This is a genomic window from Micromonospora siamensis (genome assembly GCF_900090305.1).
Classification (GTDB): domain Bacteria; phylum Actinomycetota; class Actinomycetes; order Mycobacteriales; family Micromonosporaceae; genus Micromonospora; species Micromonospora siamensis.
Genome location: NZ_LT607751.1, coordinates 5,138,415 through 5,158,069, shown reverse-complemented (window position 1 = coordinate 5,158,069; position 19,655 = coordinate 5,138,415). Strand labels below are relative to the sequence as shown.

17 protein-coding genes and 1 pseudogene are annotated in these 19,655 nt (G+C 75.0%); 5 read left to right on the top strand and 13 right to left on the bottom strand.

What is annotated here, in order from left to right; all coding sequences use genetic code 11:
* Positions 1-4 precede the first annotated feature (4 nt).
* Entirely contained in the window at positions 5-1,543 is a 1,539-nt protein-coding gene (mptB, locus tag GA0074704_RS23395) for a polyprenol phosphomannose-dependent alpha 1,6 mannosyltransferase MptB (RefSeq protein WP_088972486.1), read from the top strand.
* A 417-nt stretch (positions 1,544-1,960) separates the two neighbouring features.
* Here mptB and GA0074704_RS23390 read toward each other — a convergent pair whose 3' ends face one another.
* From GA0074704_RS23390 to glnA, 3 genes are all read right to left on the bottom strand, one after another.
* A complete protein-coding gene (locus GA0074704_RS23390) occupies positions 1,961-2,929 on the bottom strand; it encodes a hypothetical protein (RefSeq protein ID WP_088972485.1) in 969 nt (322 codons plus the stop codon).
* A complete protein-coding gene (locus GA0074704_RS23385) occupies positions 2,926-3,291 on the bottom strand; it encodes a PadR family transcriptional regulator (protein ID WP_088972484.1) in 366 nt (121 codons plus the stop codon). The genes GA0074704_RS23390 and GA0074704_RS23385 overlap by 4 nt, the downstream gene beginning before the upstream one ends.
* A 109-nt stretch (positions 3,292-3,400) precedes the next feature.
* The gene (glnA, locus tag GA0074704_RS23380; protein ID WP_088972483.1) at positions 3,401-4,825 is read right to left on the bottom strand and encodes a type I glutamate--ammonia ligase; all 1,425 of its coding nucleotides are present in this window, start codon (positions 4,823-4,825) and stop codon (positions 3,401-3,403) included.
* 274 nt (positions 4,826-5,099) lie between these two features.
* Here glnA and GA0074704_RS23375 point away from each other — a divergent pair, with 274 nt between their 5' ends.
* Positions 5,100-5,510 (top strand): RDD family protein, encoded by a 411-nt coding sequence (locus GA0074704_RS23375; protein ID WP_088972482.1) that lies wholly within the window; start codon positions 5,100-5,102, stop codon positions 5,508-5,510.
* Between the two features lie 162 nt (positions 5,511-5,672).
* Here GA0074704_RS23375 and GA0074704_RS23370 read toward each other — a convergent pair whose 3' ends face one another.
* Together GA0074704_RS23370 and GA0074704_RS23365 are read right to left on the bottom strand one after the other, a co-directional pair.
* Complete coding sequence (locus GA0074704_RS23370) at positions 5,673-6,368, bottom strand: SigE family RNA polymerase sigma factor (protein ID WP_088972481.1); 696 nt, start codon at positions 6,366-6,368, stop codon at positions 5,673-5,675.
* A 104-nt stretch (positions 6,369-6,472) separates the two neighbouring features.
* Positions 6,473-7,162, bottom strand: a complete 690-nt coding sequence (locus GA0074704_RS23365) for a DUF4191 domain-containing protein (protein ID WP_088972480.1) — start codon at positions 7,160-7,162, stop codon at positions 6,473-6,475.
* 214 nt (positions 7,163-7,376) lie between these two features.
* On the opposite strand from GA0074704_RS23365, the gene GA0074704_RS29100 reads away from it, so the two are divergent.
* On the top strand, positions 7,377-7,547 hold the full coding sequence (locus tag GA0074704_RS29100; RefSeq protein WP_172880738.1) for a hypothetical protein: 171 nt from the start codon (positions 7,377-7,379) through the stop codon (positions 7,545-7,547).
* Positions 7,544-10,717 carry a helix-turn-helix transcriptional regulator gene (locus GA0074704_RS23360; protein WP_231926659.1) on the top strand — a complete coding sequence of 1,058 codons (3,174 nt, stop codon included), beginning with the start codon at positions 7,544-7,546 and terminating at the stop codon, positions 10,715-10,717. The genes GA0074704_RS29100 and GA0074704_RS23360 overlap by 4 nt, the downstream gene beginning before the upstream one ends.
* Before the next feature lie 73 nt (positions 10,718-10,790).
* On the opposite strand, the pseudogene GA0074704_RS23355 reads toward GA0074704_RS23360, so the two are convergent.
* Together GA0074704_RS23355 and lipA are read right to left on the bottom strand one after the other, a co-directional pair.
* Positions 10,791-11,328: pseudogene (locus GA0074704_RS23355) on the bottom strand (DUF423 domain-containing protein); the annotation flags it as partial.
* Between the two features lie 109 nt (positions 11,329-11,437).
* Positions 11,438-12,430, bottom strand: a complete 993-nt coding sequence (lipA, locus tag GA0074704_RS23350) for a lipoyl synthase (RefSeq protein ID WP_088972479.1) — start codon at positions 12,428-12,430, stop codon at positions 11,438-11,440.
* A 413-nt stretch (positions 12,431-12,843) separates the two neighbouring features.
* Here lipA and aspS point away from each other — a divergent pair, with 413 nt between their 5' ends.
* A complete protein-coding gene (gene aspS, locus GA0074704_RS23345; protein ID WP_088972478.1) occupies positions 12,844-14,130 on the top strand; it encodes an aspartate--tRNA(Asn) ligase in 1,287 nt (428 codons plus the stop codon).
* Between the two features lie 43 nt (positions 14,131-14,173).
* On the opposite strand, the gene nadE is transcribed toward aspS, so the two are convergent.
* The 6 genes from nadE to GA0074704_RS23315 form a co-directional block, all read right to left on the bottom strand.
* On the bottom strand, positions 14,174-14,998 hold the full coding sequence (nadE, locus tag GA0074704_RS23340) for an ammonia-dependent NAD(+) synthetase (RefSeq protein ID WP_088972477.1): 825 nt from the start codon (positions 14,996-14,998) through the stop codon (positions 14,174-14,176).
* 34 nt (positions 14,999-15,032) lie between these two features.
* Positions 15,033-15,425: a VOC family protein gene (locus tag GA0074704_RS23335; RefSeq protein ID WP_088972476.1), complete on the bottom strand. Its 393-nt coding sequence runs from the start codon at positions 15,423-15,425 to the stop codon at positions 15,033-15,035.
* Between the two features lie 10 nt (positions 15,426-15,435).
* Positions 15,436-16,659: an RNA polymerase sigma factor gene (locus GA0074704_RS23330; RefSeq protein WP_088973916.1), complete on the bottom strand. Its 1,224-nt coding sequence runs from the start codon at positions 16,657-16,659 to the stop codon at positions 15,436-15,438.
* Between the two features lie 10 nt (positions 16,660-16,669).
* Positions 16,670-17,014: a YciI family protein gene (locus GA0074704_RS23325; RefSeq protein ID WP_088972475.1), complete on the bottom strand. Its 345-nt coding sequence runs from the start codon at positions 17,012-17,014 to the stop codon at positions 16,670-16,672.
* Between the two features lie 100 nt (positions 17,015-17,114).
* A complete protein-coding gene (gene lipB / locus GA0074704_RS23320; protein ID WP_088972474.1) occupies positions 17,115-17,756 on the bottom strand; it encodes a lipoyl(octanoyl) transferase LipB in 642 nt (213 codons plus the stop codon).
* A gap of 52 nt (positions 17,757-17,808) precedes the next feature.
* Positions 17,809-19,632, bottom strand: a complete 1,824-nt coding sequence (locus GA0074704_RS23315; protein ID WP_088972473.1) for a DUF2079 domain-containing protein — start codon at positions 19,630-19,632, stop codon at positions 17,809-17,811.
* Positions 19,633-19,655: the final 23 nt, after the last annotated feature.

Here is a 19,655-nt window from a genome sequence, read left to right as displayed (position 1 = left end):
GCCGGTGCCGCACACCGCCGCCGCCCCCGACCCGTCCGGCCCGGCCGTTCCGGCGGCCCGGGCGGGGGTGGCCCGCTGGGGTGGATTGGCCGGGGCGGTGCTGCTGACCGCGGCGGGCTGGCGCGGCGGGGCGCTGCCGGGCGACGCCGACGGTGGTCTCGCCGACCTGTGGCGTTCCGGCCGGGGCCCGCTGGTGCTGGCCTGTTGGCTGGCCGGCACCGGGCTGCTGGTCGGCGCCTGGTGGGCGCTGCGCGCCGGTGCCCCGTCGACCCGGTGGGTGTACCTGACCGCCGGGCTGTGGTCGCTGCCCCTGCTCGCCGCGCCCCCGACCGGCAGCCGCGACGTCTACTCGTACGCCTGCCAGGGCTGGTCGTACGCGGCCGGACACGACCCGTACACCACGGGCGTGGCGGCTGCGGGCTGCCCGTGGGTGGAGACGGTGGCGCCGATCTGGCGGGACACCCCGGCGCCGTACGGGCCGGCGTTCCTGCTGCTCGCCGCGCTGGCGGTGACCCTCGGCGGCGGGCTGACCGGCGCGATCGTGCTGCTGCGGCTGTGCGCGGTGGCCGGGGTGCTGCTGGCCGCGCTCTGCCTGCCGGGGCTGGCCGGGGCCGCCGGGGTGCCCACCCGGCGGGCGGCCTGGCTGGCGTTGGCCTGCCCGCTGGTCGGGGTGCACCTGGTGGCCGGGGCGCACAACGACGCGGTGCTGCTCGGGCTGCTCCTGCTCGGCCTGCTGGTGCTGGTCCGGCTGCCCGGCCGCCCCCGGGCCCTGCTCCTCGCCGGGGTGCTCTTCGGCCTGGCCGTGGGGGTGAAGGCGACCGCCGTGGTGGTGCTGCCGTTCGCGGCGCTGCTCGCCGTCGCCGGGCGCTACACCGTGCGCGCCCTGCTGCGCGACGGTGGGCTGCTGGCCGTCGGGGTGCTCGGCACGCTGGCCGCCACGTCGCTGCTGTCCGGGCTAGGCCTGGGCTGGCTGGCCGGGCTGGCCCGCAGCGGTGACTCCCGGCAGTGGACGTCGCCGCCGACCGCGGTCGGGTTCGTGGTCGACTACCTGCGGGTGTGGGCCGGCGCGGGGCGGGACGCCGTGCCGGTGGCCCGGGCGGTGGCGCTGGTGCTGCTGGCGGTGGCGCTGGTGGCGCTCTGGTGGTGGGCCTGGCGGTCGTTGCGCCGGCTCAACGACGTACGCCAGCGCGTGCGCCGGCTGGCGGCGGCCCGGCCCCGGGTGGCGCTGCTCGGCGCGGGCCTCGCCCTGGCCGCCACGGTGCTGCTCGCCCCGGTCTTCCACCCCTGGTACGCGACCTGGCCGCTCTTCCTGCTCGCGGCGACGGTGCCGGCGGCCCGGACCCGCTGGTTCGTGCTGCCGTGCGCGGTGGCCTCGGTGCTCACCCTGCCCGACGGCACCAGCCTGGCCCGGTTCACCAAGGCGCCGGGGGCGGTGGCGATGACGCTGCTGGTGGTGGTGCTCGCGGTGGCCGGGGTTCGGGTGGCGCTGAGGCGGCGCAGTGCTGTGCGTCCCGGTGCTCCGTCGCGCCCCGGGCCGAGGTGACCGGGTCGGGTTCCGCGACGTGAGGGAGCCGGTCCGGCAGGGCCGGGTTCGGCTACGTCAGGGGGCGGGTCCAGGGCCCGGTTCCGCTATGTCGGGGGCGGTCGGGCAGGGCCGGGTTTCGCCGCTACGGACTTGAGAGCGTGGCTGGATCGCGGTGCCGTCCCCGCCGCACCGGGTGTCTGAGCGGCGTCGGGAGCGTTCGCGCGGGGCGACGCGCCGGCACCACCTTTCCCCGGAGCCGGGCATGGGTGGCGGCCGGCTGGCGGGCTCCCGCTCTGATTCACCTGTGCTCTCAAGTCCGTAGCGGCGTGCACCTTATGGTTCGCCCGGTGCCCGGTGCCCGGTGCCCGGTGCCCGGTGCCCGGTGCCCGGTGCCCGGTGGCCGCCCCGCCTGGCCGGATCGGGGCGGCCACCGGGTCAGTGCGCCGCGCCGCAGTCGGGGCAGCTGTGCGTCGCCCGGCGGGGCGACATGTGCAGGCGGAAGGTCAGCGCCGCCGCCAGCAGAGCCGGGCCGAGCAGGCCCACCGCCGTGGCGGTGGCGGCCAGCGTCGTCCAGGTCGGATTCCGCTCGACCGACCGGGCCAACTCATGGACCACGAGCAGGCCGATCGGAGTGGACAGGATCAGCAGCGCCCACCCGCCCCGGAAGTCCCACCGCCGGCCCGGCCGGATCGCGACGGCGGTGGCGACCAGCAGCAGCACGACCCCCACAGCGACCGGGATGTCGAACGTCCAGACGTCGCGGTAGCCGACGAGCAGCACGTAGGGAACCGGCAGGGCGGCGAACGCGACCGCCCCGACCGCCGTGGCCAGCGGGATGAGCCGGGCCGGGGCGGGTGCCCGGGGCGGCAGGCCGAGGGCGACCACGCCCAGGGCCAGCTGCGGCGCCAGCACGAACAGCGGTGGCCGCGACAGGCCGGTCGCCGCCGAGACGGGCAGGATCAGGGCGGTCACCGCGACGGCCAGCCAGAGCAGCGGACGGGCCCACCGGGGTGGGGTGAGGGCGTAGCCGACGGCGGCGAGCAGCCACGCCGCCCAGGCCGCCATGCCGAGACTGGCGAACGGTCCGACGGGCTGCAGACCGAACTCGGAAGCCGGCGGGTGCAGCTCCGGGACGGCCCAGAAACCGGCGAGGGCCGTGGCGGCGAGGAAGGCGAGCGCCGCGGCGAGGCGTACCCCGGGAAGGAGGTCGGTGACGCCCGCGGCCCGCAGCCGCTCGCGCAGCCCGCCGCGGACGAGGTCGGCGGCGTCCGCGAGCGAGGGCCGGCGCCGGCCAGGGTCGGCCAGGTCGAGGTACGTGCCGACGATCTCCGCGCCGCGGGCCCGCCGGTACTCGGCCGGGTACGCCCAGAGCAGCCGCAGGTAGCGGCGTTCCAGCTCGGTCATGCCAGCCCTCCCGCCAGCCGTGGCGTGCCCGGCTTCGGGGCGGGGGAGCGGCGGCGCAGCCGGGCGGTGGCCGCCTCGACGTTGCGGCGCATCCGCTCGGTCTCGGCGGCGAGCAGGTCGTGGCCGCCGGGGGAGAGCCGGTAGTAGCGGCGCAGCCGGCCGTCCACCACCTCCTCCCGGTCCACCTCGACCAGGGCGGCGTCGACCAGCCGGTCGAGCGCGCCGTAGAGGGTGCCGGGGCGCAGCGACACCCGGCCGTCGGAGAGGGCGGCGACCTCGCCGATCAGGCCGTAGCCGTGCAGCGGTTCGCCGGCCAGCGCGGTGAGGATCAGGTACGTCGGTTCGCGTAGTGGTGTGTCCACCCGCGCAATATATCGGACGCGAAGGTATGGCGGGGGGTGCTGCACAGACGGCCGGGCCGGCCCCGCGAGGTGCGGAGCCGGCCCGGCCGGTGCTGGTGGAGCGGCTGCCTCAGCAGTCGAAGTACATCGCGAACTCGTGCGGGGTCGGGCGCAGGCGCACCGGGTCGACCTCGTTGGCCCGCTTCCAGCCGATCCAGGTGGAGATCAGGTCCGGCGTGAAGACGCCACCGTCGAGCAGGTAGTCGTGGTCGGCCTCGAGGGCGTCCAGGACGGCCGGCAGCGAGCCCGGCACCTGCTTGACGTCGCCCCACTCCTCCGGCGGCAGGTCGTACAGGTCCTTGTCGATCGGCGCCGGCGGCTCGGTCTTGTTCTTGATGCCGTCCAGGCCGGCCATCATCATCGCCGAGAAGGCGAGGTACGGGTTGCTGGACGGGTCCGGCACCCGGAACTCGACCCGCTTGGCCTTCGGGTTGCTGCCGGTCACCGGGATGCGGGTGCAGGCGGAGCGGTTGCGCTGCGAGTAGACCAGGTTGACCGGCGCCTCGAAGCCCGGCACCAGCCGGCGGTACGAGTTGACCGTCGGGTTGGTGAAGGCCAGCAGCGACGGGGCGTGGTGCAGCAGGCCGCCGATGTACCAGCGGGCGGTGTCCGACAGGCCGGCGTAGCCGGTCTCGTCGTAGAACAGCGGCTCGCCGTTCAGCCACAGGCTCTGGTGGGTGTGCATGCCCGAGCCGTTGTCACCGAAGAGGGGCTTCGGCATGAACGTGGCGGTCTTGCCGGCGGCCCACGCCTCGTTCTTGATCAGGTACTTGAAGAGCTGGAGCTGGTCGGCCGAGTGCAGCAGGGTGGAGAACTTGTAGTTGATCTCCGACTGCCCGGCGGTGCCGACCTCGTGGTGCGAGCGCTCCACGGTGAAGCCGGCGTCGACCAGGCGGCGGACCATGCTGTCGCGCAGGTCGGCGTAGTGGTCCACCGGCGGCACCGGGAAGTAGCCGCCCTTGTACGCGGTCTTGTAGCCGCGGTTGCCGCCCGGCTCCTCGCGGCCCGTGTTCCAGGCGCCCTCGATCGAGTCGATGTAGTAGAACGACTGGTGCGCCGACGTCTCGTGGCGGATCGAGTCGAAGATGTAGAACTCGGCCTCGGCGCCGAAGTACGCCGTGTCGGCGATACCGCTGGCGGCCAGGTAGGCCTCGGCCTTCTTCGCCACGTTGCGCGGGTCCCGGGAGTACGCCTCGCGGGTGAACGGGTCGTGGACGAAGAAGTTCAGCGCGAGGGTCTTCTGCGCGCGGAACGGGTCGATGAAGGCGCTCGCGACGTCCGGGAGCAGGAGCATGTCCGACTCGTGGATCGACTGGAAGCCGCGGATCGACGACCCGTCGAAGGCGAGACCGTCGCTGAAGACGCTGTCGTCGAAGGACTCCACCGGCAGGTTGAAGTGCTGCATCACGCCGGGCAGGTCACAGAAACGTACGTCGACGAACTTCACGTCCTCGTTCTTGAGGTATCGCAGGAGTTCCTCGGGATTGGCGAACACACGTCCTCCTGGCACGTCCACGGGGTGGCTGGGCTCCTGGCGACGGTATGACCGCAGGGTTGCCCGGCCATGTCTCCTGTGTTTCTGCCGTGTTACGTCGCTCGCGCAGCGTCATCCGCGCCGCTCAGTCGCCCAGGGATGTCCGTTCGCACGATACCCGGCGGGGCAGACTGTCGCAGTTCAACATCATTGGTCCGTTTGCCCGCAGGGCGCGTCGGCCACCCACCGTGACCGTCCGTACGCCCCGCCGGGCGGCTGGCTACCCTTGGCTGCTGTGACCACGCCGCACCCCGTACCGCCCGCCCGGGACCCCGGGTTCACCCCGCCCACCCTCGGCCGCCGCTTCGGCGCGCTGATCATCGACTGGGTGCTCTGCCTGCTGGTGTCGAACTTCTTCGCCGACCCGGTCCGCGACGGCTGGGCCCCGGTGCTGGTGCTGGTCCTGGAGTACGGCTTCTTCCTCGGCCTGTTCGCCCAGACCCCCGGCATGTACATCACCAGGGTCCGCTGCGTCGCCTGGGCCGACGGCGGCCGGATCGGGGTGATCCGGGCCCTGCTGCGCGGTGTCCTGCTGGCGCTGGTGATCCCCGCCCTGATCATGGACGAGCACCGCCGCGGCCTGCACGACCGCCTCACCGGCTCGGTCATCACCGACGCTCCCCGCCCCGCCCGCGTCCGCTCCTGACCACCGCGCACCCCGTTTCGGGCTGGGTCGGCAAGATCGTGCTCGATCCAGGATGTAGGGGCCTCGACGTCGCGGGGATGCCACTACTTCCCGAATCGAGCACGATCTTGGAGGCGCCGGGCGCCGGGCGCCCGGCGCCGTCGAGCGGCGCAGCCGGGGGCGTCAGGGCAGGGCGACCTCCGTGGCGTCGACGCGGACGCGGGTGGCCGTCGGCGGAAGCAGGGCGGCGTTGCGCCCGGCGGCGTGCCAGCGGCCGTCGTGGTCCAGGTAGCTGAGTGCGGCGTCCTTGCGGGCCACCAGCCAGCCCCGCCCGACGGGTAGCCGTACCGCGACCGGGAGTGGCGCCGTCCGGTCCACCTCGTCGCCGTACACGGTGATGACCGGTCCGAACCTCGGGTCGGTCGAGGCCAGCGGCTGGATGTGGACCACCGTGCGGGTCGGGTCGCCGCCGAAGCGCACGTCGGCGGCCTCGGAGAGGTCGTCGAGGTAGCGCAGCACCACTGCCGCCCGCTGCCGGGCCGGCAGGGTGCGCAGCGCCGCCAGCACGGTCTGCCGCACCACCACGTGGTCGGCGTGGTCCAGCGCCGGTGCCCCCGTCCGCTCGTCCAGGGGCGCCTCGGGCCGGCGGCCACGGAACCGCCAGCGGTCGATGGCGCGGTTGACGAGGATCTTCCGGGCGTACGTGTCCGGCGCCGAGCGGGCCCGCCGCCACTTCGCGTACAGCCGCTCCAGGACGTCCTGGAGCAGGTCCTCCGCGGCGTGCCGGTCGGTGGTCAGCAGGTACGCCGACCGCAGCAGGGCGGTGGAGCGGCTACGGACGAACTCGTCGAACGAGTCCGCTTCGTCGTGGGTGCTCATCACCGGTAAGAGACGACGGCCGGCGCGGCCGGGTTTACCCGGAGACGGAAAGAAGCCGGGCCCGTCGTCGGACGGGCCCGGCTCCTCGCGTACGTCGGTCGGGGTCAGCGGCCCCGCGACTGGCGGAACGCGCCGCCCGGGGGCCGCATGTTCTTCGGGATCGCGCCCTTGGGCATCTGCGGGCGGGCGGTGAGCGCCTTGAGCCGCTTGTCGAGGGCGTTGACGTCCTTCGGGGCCAGCGTGCGGGGCAGCCGCATCAGGGTCATCCGCAGCTTGCGGATGGGCAGCTCACCCTCGCCCTGGCCGATGATGTAGTCGTGCAGCGGCGCGCTGCCGATGACCTTGGCCAGCCGCCGCTTCTCCTGCCCGAGCAGGCCGCGCACCCGCTGCGGGTTCCCCTCGGCCAGCAGGATGACGCCGGGGCGGCCCAGCACCAGGTGGATCATGTCCATCTGGGTGGTGGAGCTGACCGCCGGGGTGACCCGCCAGTCGCCGCGCATGCTCTCCATGATCTGCGCCGCCGCGCCCGGCTGGCCCTCGGCGGCGTTCATCATCGCCTTGTTGGACCGCAGGTTCAGCACGATCAGCACGGCGAGCAGGGTGATCAGGATGCCGATCGGCAGCCAGAGCCAGCCCCACAGGATCACCGCGACCACGGTGAGCGCGAGCGGGAGCAGCACCGCCGCGGCGGTCAGCGGGGCGAACCACCTGTCCTGCTTGGCGGTGAACCGGAACACCATCCCGATCTGCTTCAGCCGCTGGCCGAACGAGACCTTCTCCTGGGGCTTTGCCATGCCGCAGAGTCTAGTGGTCGCCCCGCCCGGCGTTGATCCGCGGCCGGCTCTCCCGGCCGGCTGAGTACCTTACGTCGCCGCGGCCCTCCGCAGACCCCCGAGTAAGGAGGGTCGGCGGGCCAAGATGAGGCGGCGCACCCATGCCCCCGGGGCACCTTCGCGCGGAACGTAGGTGTCGACAGCGAAACGGCACACCGCACGACAGGAGAGGCCGATGTTCGGCAACGACGCGGACTTCATGCTCACCATCCACCGTACCCACGCCAGCGAGCTCCAGGCCGACGCGGCCACCGACCGGCTGGCCCGGGCGCTGCCCCGCCGCCACCCGCGCGGCTGGCTCGGCCGGCGGCAGCACGCGGCCCGCGCCACCGACGCCCGCCGGTGACCGCGCCAGCGGCATCCGCCACCGCCGGCCGGGCCGACCCCTCGGCGGCGGCGGAGGCTCCGGCCGCGCCGCGGACCAGCCCGGTCGTGACCAGCCCGGTCGTCACCGGCCCGGTCGTCACCGGCCCGGTCGTCACCGGCCCGGTCGTCACCGGCCCGGCCGCCACGGGGGCGGCCGGGCCGGTGGCCGACACCGACGGGCCGGTCCGGGACCGGCCGGTCGGCCGGGTCGGCGCAGTCCGGGGGCGTGGCATGCTCGGTGCCGTGACCGCACGCGCCGCCAGCACCCTCCTCGTCGGCCGCCAACGCGAGCTGCGCGTCCTGCGCGACGCGCTGGGCCGGGCCCGCGCCGGGGAGCCGACCACCGTCCTGGTCGGCGGCGAGGCCGGCGTCGGCAAGACCCGGCTGCTCGACGAGTTCGGGCTGCTGGCCGTCGCCGGCGGCGCCCGGCTGCTGGTCGGCCACTGCCTGGAGCTGGGCGAGGCCGGCCTGCCCTTCGCCCCGTTCGCCGCCGCGCTGCGCGAGGTGCTGCGCCAGGACGGCCCGGGCGTCCTCGACGGGTACGAGCCGGAGTTCGCCCGCCTCCTGCCCGAGCTGGCCCGGGGGCCGGTCGCCGCCGCCGCGCCCGGCGGCCCGGCCGACTCCGACGCGCCCCGCGGATACCTGTTCGACCTGGTCGCCGGCCTGTTCCACCGGCTCGCCGAGGCCCGCCCGCTGGTGCTGGTGATCGAGGACCTGCACTGGGCCGACCGGTCCACCCGCGACCTGATCGGCTTCCTGGTCCGCGCCGCCCGGCCGGGCCGGCTGCTGCTGGTCTGCACCTACCGCACCGACGAGCTGTACCGGGGGCACCCGCTGCGGCCCTTCCTCGCCGAGCTGGACCGGGTCCGGGGCGTCGAGCGGGTCGAGCTGGGCCGGCTGGACCGGGACGGCACCGCCGCCGTCCTGGCCGACCTGCTCGGCGCCGAGCCGGCCGCCCGGGCCGTCGACGACGTGCACGACCGCACCCAGGGCAACCCGTTCTTCATCGAGGAGCTGGCCGCCGCCGGTTCCCCGGTCGGCTGCGCCACCCTGCCGGACACCCTGCGCGACCTGCTGCTGGCCCGGGTCGACCGGCTCCCCGAGCCGGCGCAGCGGGTGCTGCGGATCGCCGCCGCCGGGGGCAGCCGCTTCGCCCACCAGCTCCTCGCCGAGGTCGCCGGCCTGCCCGAGGCGGAGCTGGAGGACGCGTTGCGCGCCGCCGTCGCCGCGCAGCTGGTGGTCGCCGACCCGGACGGGGACTACGAGTTCCGGCACGCCCTGGTCCGGGAGGCCGTGCACGACGAGCTGCTCCCCGGCGAGCACGCCCGGCTGCACGCCCGGTACGCCGCCGCGATCGAGGCGCAGCCGCACCTGGTGCCGGCCGGCCGGGCCCCGGCCGAGATCGCCCACCACTGGAACGCCGCGCACGACCACCCGCGGGCCCTGGTCAGCGCCCGTGCGGCGGCGGTCGCGGCGGCCGACCGGTACGCGTACGCGGAGCAGAGCCGGCTGCTGGAGCGGGTGCTGGAGCTGTGGGAGCAGGTGCCCGACGCCGCCGACCGGCTCGGCATGGACCACCTGGCGGTGCTGGAGGAGACGCTCGGCGCGGCCACCACGGCCGGGGACTACGGCCGGGCGCTCACCCTCACCCGGGCCGCGCTGGCCGAGGTCGACCGGGACGCCGAGCCGCTGCGCGCCGCCCGGCTGCTGGACTGGCGGGGCTGGCTGCTGGCCCTGCTCGGCAAGAGCGACGGCGCGGTGGAGCTGCGGGAGGCGTACCGGCTGGCGGCCGGGGTGCCGGACGGTCCGCAGCGGTTCCGGCTGCTCGCCGACCTCGCCGCGCACCTGTCGAAGGTGGATCCCGGGCAGGCTGCCACGGTGGCCGACGAGGCGATGGCCGGGGCGGCGGCGCTCGGCGAGGACGTCACGCTGCTGCCCACCCGGATCGCGATGCTCTGCCGGCTCGGTCGGGACTCCGACCGCGGCCTGGCCGACCTGCGCCGGGCCGAGGCGCTGGCCCGGGCCGCCGGGAACGTGCCGGCGCTGGTCAGCGCGCTGGTGTACCTCTCCGACGTGCTCTTCGAGCTGGGCCGGTACGCCGAGTCGGCGGACGCCGCCGGCGAGGGGGTGACCGAGGCGCGCCGGGTCGGGATCAGCCGCTCGGGTGGGGCGTACCTGCTCTCCAACCAGGCCGAGGCGCTGATCGCGTTGGGCCGGTGGGACGAGGCGGAGGCGGCCTGCGCGGCGGCGGCGCGGACCGACCCGCCGGGCGTCTCCGGCCTGCACTGGCTGCAACTGCGCGCCGGGCTGCGGCTGGCCCGGGGCGACGCCGCCGCCGGGGAGGTGGTGGGCCGGGCGCTGGGTTTCCTGGCCCGGCCGTACCTGTGGGCCAACCACCGGCTGCCCCTGCACGAGCTACGGATCGAGGCGGCGTTGGCCGGCGACGACCGGACCGAGGCGGTCGCCGCGGCGCACGCGGCGCTGGCCGACGAGTGCCTGCCCGAGCAGCCCCGGGAGGGCTGGCCGGTGCTCACCGCGGCGGCCCGGACCGCCGCCCGGTACGCCGTACCGGAGCTGGCCGCCTTCGTCGGCGCGCTGGCCGCCGGGCTGCCGGCCCGGTACCCGGCCGAACGGGCGCACGCCGCCACCGTGGCCGCCCTGCTCGCCCCGGCGACGACCGCGCTGCCGGCGTGGCGGGCCGCGGTGGCCGCGTGGCGGGCCGACGGCCAGCCGTACCCGTTGGGCCGGGCCCTGCTGGGGCTGGCCGAGGCGGCTGCCGCCGCTGGTGTTCGCGACCTGGTCCCCGACGCGGTACGCGAGGCGGCGGCGCTGGCCCGCGACCTGGGCGCCACGCCCCTCGCCGACCAGGTCGCCACCCTGGCCCGGCGGGTCGGGCTGCGCGGTGGGGGCACCCCCGGGCCGGACCTGCTCACCTCCCGGGAGCGGGAGGTGCTGCGGCTGGTCGCCGAGGGGCACAGCAACAGCCGGATCGCCGAGCAGTTGTTCATCTCGCCGAAGACCGCCAGCGTGCACGTCTCCCGGATCATCGCGAAGCTGGACGTCAGCAACCGGGTGGAGGCCGCGGCGCTGGCCCACCGGCTCGGCCTGCTGGAACCGGCCGCCACCGTGCCCCGGCAACGCGCCACCTGACCCGCCGGCTGACGGCGGGACGCCCGAGGAGCGGGTTCAGCGTCGGGGCAGGTAGATCCGCCGACCAGCACCGCCCCCAGGGCGAGCACGTACGGCAGGAGCAGCGGATCCACCCGGAGCATCAGCCCGGCGACCAGCCCCCAGCCGGCCCAGCGGGGCAGCCGGGCGCCCCGACCGGCGACGCAGAGGTCCAGGGAGAGCAGGGCCAGCGCCGCCCCGGCCGGGTTCAGCTCCGGATAGTCGCCCCCTGCGATCAGCTGGTTGCGCAGCACCCGGTCGGGACCGAGCGCGAGCAGCCCGACGACCAGCAGCGCGTACCGGAGGCCGGCGCCGAGGCGCAGCGTCAGCCGCCAGGTGAGCGCGTACAGGGCGACGGTGGGCAGCCGCAGGGCCAGCGTGGAGGGCCCGAACAGCGGCGCGGCCGGGTACGCCTCCAGCGTCCCCATGTACGCCTGGCCGTAGAACCAGACCGGGAACTCCCGTCCCTGCGCGACGTGCAGCGCGGCGAGGCCCATCGTCGCCTCGTCGCTGTTCGTCGGCGGCATGCCGTACCGGAGCAGGGCGAGCCGGTACGCGACGCCGGCCGCCAGCACCACCCGGAATCCGACCACGGTTGGGGTAGCCGCGCCCGGTACGGACGGTTACGCCCTGAACGTGGCAAGTGCGGAAAGCGCGTCACCCCGCGCCGGCGGGCGGCACGGGGTGACGGGTGAAACGAGGTCAGCGGGTGGCGGCGACCTGCTCGCGGGCCTCCAGGGCCTGCCGGTAGAGCCGGCCGGCCCGGTACGACGAGCGCACCAGCGGGCCGCTCATCACCCCGGCGAAGCCGATCTCCTCGGCCTCCTCGCGCAGCTCGACGAACTCCTCCGGCTTGACCCAGCGGGTCACCGGGTGGTGCCGGGGGGAGGGGCGCAGGTACTGCGTGATGGTGATCAGCTCGCAGCCGGCGGAGTGCAGGTCGCGCAGCGCCTGGGACACCTCGGCCCGCTCCTCGCCCATGCCGAGGATCAGGTTGCTCTTGGTGACCAGGCCGTCGGCGCGGGCCTGCCGGATGACGTCCAGGGACCGCTCGTAGCGGAACGCCGGCCGGATCCGCTTGAAGATCCGGGGCACCGTCTCGACGTTGTGCGCGAGCACCTCGGGGCGGGAGCCGAACACCTCGGCAAGCTGCTCGGGGACCGCGTTGAAGTCGGGGATCAGCAGTTCGACGCCGCAGCCGGGCTGGAGGGCGTGGATCTGTCGGACCGTCTCGGCGTACAGCCAGGCGCCACCGTCGGGCAGGTCGTCACGGGCGACACCGGTGATGGTGGCGTAGCGCAGGCCCATCGAGACCACCGACTCGGCGACCCGGCGCGGCTCGTCGGCGTCGAACTCGGCCGGCTTGCCGGTGTCGATCTGGCAGAAGTCGCAGCGCCGGGTGCACTGGTCGCCACCGATGAGGAAGGTGGCCTCCCGGTCCTCCCAGCATTCGTAGATGTTGGGGCAACCGGCCTCCTGGCAGACGGTGTGCAGCCCTTCGCGCGAGACCAACCCGCGCAGCTGGGTGTACTCCGGGCCCATCTTGGCCTTGACCTTGATCCATGGCGGCTTGCGCTCGATCGGCGTCTCGGCGTTGCGGGCCTCGATCCGCAGCAGCCGTCGCCCCTCGGGGGCGGCCGTCGCGGTACGAGTGGCCTGCGGAGTCGTCGTCGGCGCTGAGTGCTCGATCGTCACAAACCGAGCCTACGCCCGATGGTGGCCGTCGATGAACGTCGGGCGACCGGCGTCACGCCACAGAACTTGTGACACCGGCCACCACAACCCCCGAAATCCCCGTTACAGCGGCGCGGCGGCGGTGCTAGCGTGCCGGCACGGCTGCGACGGAGACGAGTACCGCCCCGACCCGCCGGTGCAGAGAGCCGCCGAGTTGCTGGGAGGCGGTCCGGCGCCGGGGCGCGAAGACCCTCCCGAGCCGCGGGAAGAACGGCGACGTGTCGCCCAGTAGAACCCGCCCGGCTGGCCCCGGCGAAAAGGCGACGAACGAGGCCCCCGGGCGACCGGGGGCGAAGGTGTGGTGGCACCGCGAGGTTCCCGCTCGCCCACACCTGCCTGGGGTCGCGTTGCGATCGATCGAGGAGGTAGCCACCATGCAACGCATCCTGTCCTCCCAGCTCAGCTCCCATGTCGGCGCGACCGTGCGGGTCGCCGGCTGGGTGCACCGCCGCCGGCTGCTCAAGTCGGTGGCCTTCCTGATCGTCCGGGACGCCGCCGGCCTGACCCAGGTGGTGGTCACCGACCCGGACGGCCGCGCGGCGCTCACGCGGCTCACCGAGGAGACCGTCGTCGAGGTGGTCGGCACGGTGGTCACGAACGAGACCGCGCCCGCCGGGGTCGAGCTGACCGACCCGACGGTACGTCCGCTCGGCGACCCCGCCGTCCCACCGCCGTTCGACCTGTACCGGCCGGTGCTCACCGCCGGCCTGCCCACCCAGCTCGACCACGCGCCGACCGCGCTGCGGCACCCGACCCGGTCGGCGGCGCTGCGGATCTCGGCGGCGGCGGTGGCGGGGTTCCGGGCCACGCTGGACGCCCGCGGCCACATCGAGATCCACACCCCGAAGGTGGTCGCCTGGTCCACCGAGAGCGGCGCGAACGTCTTCGCGCTGGACTGGTTCGGCCGGCCGGCGTACCTGGCGCAGTCGCCGCAGTTCTACAAGCAGCTCATGGTGGGCGTCTTCGAGCGCGTGTACGAGGTGGGCCCGGTGTTCCGGGCCGAGCCGCACGACACCGCCCGGCACCTGGCGCAGTACACCTCGCTCGACGTGGAGCTGGGCTTCGTGGCCGACCACCGGGACGTGATGCGCGTGTTGCGCGCCGTCCTGGTCGGGATGCTGGGCGCGGTGGGAGAGCGGGCGGGCGACGCCCTGACCACCCTCGGGATCGAGCCACCCGAGGTGCCCGCCGAGATCCCCGCCGTGCACTTCACCGAGGCGCTGAAGATCGCCGGGGCGCCCGCCGACGAGCCGGACCTCGCGCCGGCGCACGAGCGGGCGCTGGGGGAGTGGGCCCGCCGCGAGCACGGGTCGGAGTTCCTCTTCGTCACCGGGTACCCGATGGCGAAGCGGCCGTTCTACACCCACCCGGACCCGGCGCGGCCGGCGTACTCGAACGGGTTCGACCTGCTCTTCCGCGGTGTGGAGCTGGTCACCGGCGGGCAGCGGCTGCACCGGCACGCCGACTACCTGGCGGCGCTGGCCGCCCGCGGCGAGCCGGTCGAGCCGTACGCCGGCTACCTGGACGCGTTCCGGCACGGGATGCCGCCGCACGGCGGCTTCGCGATCGGCCTGGAACGCTTCGTCGCCCGGCTGACCGGCGCGGCGAACGTCCGCGAGGTGACCGCGTTCCCGCGCGACCTGCACCGCCTCACGCCCTGAGCGGGCCGGAGGGGTCCCGACCAGGGGCCCCTCCGCCCGCCGCTCAGGGAGCGATGGGCAACTGGCGCTTGTGGTCGGTGGCCCGGTAGCGGGCCACCAGCGCCGCCTCCACCTCCGCCGGCACGGGCCGGCCCTCCAGGTAGTCGTCGATCTGTTCGTACGTCAGCCCCAGCGCGTCCTCGTCGAGCTTGCCCGGGGCCAGGCTCTCCAGGTCGGCGGTGGGCGCCTTGCCGACCAGTTCGGCCGGGGCTCCCAGCGCGGCGGCCATGGCCCGCACCCGCCGCTTGGTCAGCCCGGTCAGCGGTACGACGTCCGCCGCGCCGTCGCCGTGCTTGGTGAAGAAGCCGGTGACCGCCTCGGCGGCGTGGTCGGTGCCGACCACCAGCCCGGCCGTCGCGCCGGCCACCGCGTACTGGGCGATCATCCGCTGGCGGGCCTTGATGTTGCCGTGCACGAAGTCCTGCTGGGCGGCGTCGCGGAAGGCCAGCCCGGCGGCGACCAGCGCGTCCAGGGCGGCATCGCTGGCCGGCTTGACGTCCACGGTGAGCACCCGGTCGGCGCGGATGAACGCCAGCGCCGTCTGGGCGTGGTGCTCGTCGGCCTGCACCCCGTACGGCAGCCGCATGGCGACGAACTCGCACCGGTGGCCGGCCTCCCGGGCACGTTCCACCGCCAGTTGGCAGAGCCGGCCTGCGGTGGTCGAGTCCACGCCGCCGCTGATGCCGAGCACCAGCGTCCGCAGCCCGGCGTCGACCAGCCGGTCGGCGAGGAACACCACCCGGCGCTCGATCTCCCGCGCCGCGTCGAAGGTCGGCGACACGTGCAGCTCCTCGGCGATCTGCCGCTGCGGTGACATCACGTCGGTCATCAAGGGGTCCTTACCGGTTGAGGGGCGAGCGGGTTCAGGCGGGGCCGAGCAGGTCCCACGGGTTGCCGGCGAGGTCCCGGAAGACGGCCACCCGGCCGTACGGCTCGGTGCGCGGCGGCTTCACGAACTCGACCCGCGCCTCGACCATCCGCGCGTAGGTGGCGTCGAAGTCGTCGACCTGGAGGAAGAAGCCGACCCGGCCGTGGGTCTGGTCGCCCACCGCGCCCTGCTGCCGCTCACCGTCGGCGCGGGCCAGCAACAGGCCGGTGCCGCCGCCCGGCGGGCGGACCACCACCCAGCGCTTCGGTCGGCCGTCGTTGGTCAGCGACGGGGTGTCCTCGACCAGTTCGAAGCCGAGCACCTCGGTGAAGAAGTCGATCGCGGGGTCGTAGTCGGCGACCACGAGGGTGACCAGGTCGATACGCACCCCCAGCAGGTTACGCGGGCAGTCCGGCCCGGCGGCGGCGCAGGTGCGCGGCCTGCGGTGCGCTCAGCTCCAGGGCCAGCGCCCGGTCGTACGCGTCCGCCGCGTCCGCCGGCCGCTCCAGGCGGCGCAGCAGCTCGGCGCGGGTGGCGTGCCACCACGGATAGCCAGTGAGCCCGGCCAGGGCGTCGACCAGCGCCAGCCCGGCCGCCGGCCCGTCCCGCTCGGCCACCGCCGCCGCCCGGTTCAGCCGGACCACGGGGGTGTCGTGCACGGTCAGCAGCACGTCGTACCAGGAGACCACCGCGTCCCACGGCGTCCGGTCGTACGTCGGGGCGAGGGCGTGGCAGGCGGCGATGGCGGCCTGCACGACGTACCGGTCGGGATGGTCGGGGGTGCGGCGCAGCGCCCGCCCGACCAGCTCCACCCCGGCGACGATCGCGGCCCGGTCCCAGCGCGACCGGTCCTGTTCGGGCAGGAGCAGCAGCCTGCCGTCCGGACCGGTGCGGGCCGCCCGCCGGGAGTCCTGGAGCAGCAGCAGGGCGAGCAGCCCGAGCACGGTCGGCTCGTCCGGCATCAGCTCGGCGAGCAGCCTCGCCAGCCGCAGCGCCTCGTCGGCCAGCGGCCCCCGGACCAGGTCGTCGCCCGCGCCGGCCGCGTAGCCCTCGTTGAAGATCAGATAGACGGTGGTGGCGACACCGGTGAGCCGGTCGGGCAGCTCTTCGGCCTCCGGCACCCGGTAGGGGATCCGCGCCCGGGTGATCTTCTGCTTGGCCCGGGTCAGCCGCTTGGCCAGGGTCGCCTCGGGCAGCAGCAGGGCCCGGGCCGCCTCGGCGGTGCTCAACCCGGCCAGGGTCCGCAGCGCCAACGCCACCTGCGCGTCCAGGGACAGCGCCGGGTGGCAGCAGGTGAAGACCAGCCGCAGCAGGTCGTCGCGGACCGTGGCGGGCGGCTCGGGCTCCGGGTCGAGCAGGGCCATCGCCGCCGCCTCCTTGACCGTCCGGTTCGCCTCCCGGCGGATCAGGTCCACCGCCCGCCGCCGGGCCACCACCAGCAGCCAGGCGCGCGGGTTGTCCGGTACGCCGTCGCGCGGCCAGGACTCCAGCGCCCTGACCACGGCGTCCTGGGTGGCGTCCTCGGCCAGGTCCAGGCTGCCGGTGACGCGGACCAGCGTGGCCAGGATGCGGGCCCGCTCGTCGCGGACCACCCTGGCCACCGCCGCGTCACCGGGCAGCACCGACGGCACCTCAGAACTGGATGACCGGGCGGACCTCCACCGCGCCGGACCAGGCGGCCGGGATGGTCGCGGCGACCTTCACCGCCTCGTCCAGGTCGGCGCAGTCCAGCAGGTAGAAGCCGGTCAGCGCCTCCTTGGTCTCGGCGTACGGGCCATCGGTGGTGAGCACGTCGCCACCCTTGCCGCCGGTGACCCGGACGGTGGTGGCGGTGGCGGTCGGGTAGAGGGCGCTGCCGCCCCGGATCACCGCCGCGGCGGCGGCCCCGAACTCGTTGTACTCCTTCATCCCCTCGGCGTACTCCGGTCGGGTCCAGTCGACGTCGGCGCTGTAGATGAGGGCGGCGTACATGGGCATGGTTCGTCTCCTGCGGTCGTGGCCGGCGGGGTCGCCGGCTCTCACCATAGGGACGATCGGGCCGACGCCCCGGGGGACAACGCGCCGGAGAAAGTTCCCGTCAGACCGTGACGAGGGTGGGCAGGTGGCGCTCGGCCACCGGCAGCACGTCGGCGACGGTGACCGGGCGGCCCAGCTCGGCGGTGAGCGAGGTGACCCCGGCGTCGCGGATGCCGCACGGGACGATCCGGTCGAAGTACGTCAGCTCGCAGTCACAGTTGATCGAGAAGCCGTGCAGGGTGACGCCCCGGGCGACCCGGATGCCGATGGCGGCCACCTTGCGGGCCGGCCCCCGGTCGTCCTCCGGCACCCACACCCCGCTGCGCCCCTCGACCCGGCCGGCGGCCAGCCCGAACTCGGCGCAGACGTCGATCAGCAGCTGCTCGGTGCGGCGGACGTAGGCGACCACGTCGACCGGGTCGGGCAGCCTGACGATGGGATAGCCGACCAGCTGCCCCGGACCGTGCCAGGTGATCTTGCCGCCGCGGTCGACGTCGACCACCGGGGTGCCGTCCATCGGGCGGTCCCACGGCTCGGTGCGCTTGCCGGCGGTGTAGACGCTCGGGTGCTCCAGCAGCAGCACGGTGTCGCCCCGCTCACCCGCCACCACCGACTCGTGCAGCCGGCGCTGCTCGTCCCAGGCGGCCAGGTAGTCGAGCTGACCCGCGCGGACGGCGCTCAGGCCGGAAGTCGTCGTGCTCACCAGCCCAGCCTAGACCCGTACCCGTCGGTCACCTGGGGTGAGCAACGTTGCGTCAGTCACCCGGCACGGTCCAGAGCCAGACGTCCTCGACCCGCTGCGGGGGGCCGAGGATCGCGGTGGCGGTGCGCTTCAGGGCGTCCTCGTCGAGGTCGTACTTCGCGCCGTGCACCCGGTCGGCCAGCACCACCGCGCTGACCCCCCAGTAGCGCAGGTCGGCGCGGCAGAGCCGGATGCTGCCGTCGGTGATGATCGGCATCAGCCCGGTCCGGCCGGCCTGGTCCATCAGGGTGTCGAAGGTGCGCGGCGGCGGGCCGATCCGGCCCCGGCCGTCCGGGCCGCCGGGGCCGAGGAAGAACCCCGCCGGGATGCGGAACTCGCCCTGCCGGTGGGCCAGGGCGTACGCCTGCCAGCGCTGGCCGTCGGGGGTGACGTCGAGGGTCAGCGGCAGCGGGGTGAGGACCCCGTCGGGCGGGACGTGGCGTTTCCAGGCGCCGGAGGTGATGAACGCCGGGACCGGTTCGCGGGCGCTGGTGGCCAGCGGGACCGGCAGCAGCGGCAGCAGCGCCACCGCGAAACCGGCCAGCCACGCCGGGCCGGCCGCCCGGGCGCGCGGCGGGTCGGCCCGCAGGCTGTCGATGGCGTACGCCAGCAGCAACCCGATCACCGGGGCGACCACCAGCGCCAGCCGGGAGGGCAGCGCGGCGTTGACCACCGGCAGGTTGTCCAGCACGCCGAACGGCAGCAGTTGCCCGGTGCGCCGGCCGTCCCACTTCGCCTCCGGGCCCAACGACAGCACCCCGAAGACCACCGCGGTGACGCCCAGCGCGGCCAGGGTGGCCCGGCGGGCCGGGGTGGCCCGCCGCCACAGCAGCGCGAAGCAGGCCACGGCGAGCAGCAGCAGCGGCACCCCGAAGAAGGAGTTCTCCTCGGTCGGGTTCGGGGCCAGCGCGGTGCCCAGCCCGGCCGCGCCGGCCAGCGACCGCTGCGGGTACGCCCCGAACGCCGCGATGTCCTCCGAGTGGATCATCGGGTCGAAGCCGGTGCCGTGGTACCGCTGCGGCCCGGCGAAGTGCAGCCACAGCGGGTACGCCAGCAGCGCCCCCGCCACCAGCGCGGCCACCCCGAGCCCGCGCAGGAAGTGCGGCAGCGCCGCGCGGGCCTCGGCGCGCCGGGCCGGGTGCGCGGTCCACACGGCGAGGAAGAGGGCCAGCGCCAGGGCGGCGAAGAAGAGCCCCTCGGCGGCGATGGAGAAGGCCACCGCCACCAGCACCCCGAGCAGCACCCCGCCGCGCGCCCAGTTCCCGGGCCGGCGCAGCGCGAACAGCGCCCACACCAGCAGCGGCACCAGCCAACCGGCGGTCCAGTTCAGGTGGGCGTTGGCGTGCGACACCATCCCGGGCGAGTACGCGATGAACAGCGCGCCCGCCCCGGCGGCCAGCCGGCTGCCGACCAGGTGCCGGCTGAGCAGCCAGTACCAGGCCAGCCCGGTGGCGGCCAGGTTCAGCGTCAGCACCACCAGGAAGGTGGCCGGCGGCCCGACCAGGTACGTCAGCGGGGCGAAGACCGCCGCGTACACGGTGATCGAGGTGTTGACGGCGAGGTTGACGCCGTCGGGGACGTTGATCAGGTGGGTGAAGAAGGGGTTCTCGCCGTGGGTGAGCGCGTGCCCGCCGAAGGCCAGCAGCCATTCGAAGAGCGCCTGGTCGCTGGAGTTGACGGTGATCGCCCGGCCGTTCGGGTTCCGCCACAGTCCGCAGGTCACCCAGAACGCCAGGGCCACCGCGGCGACCGCCACCACCAGGTCGGCCCGGCGGTCCCGGCGGGCGACCGGCGCGGCGGGGGCGGGGCCGTCGACCAGGGACGGTGAACTCGGCACGGAGCGGACGTTACCAACCGGAC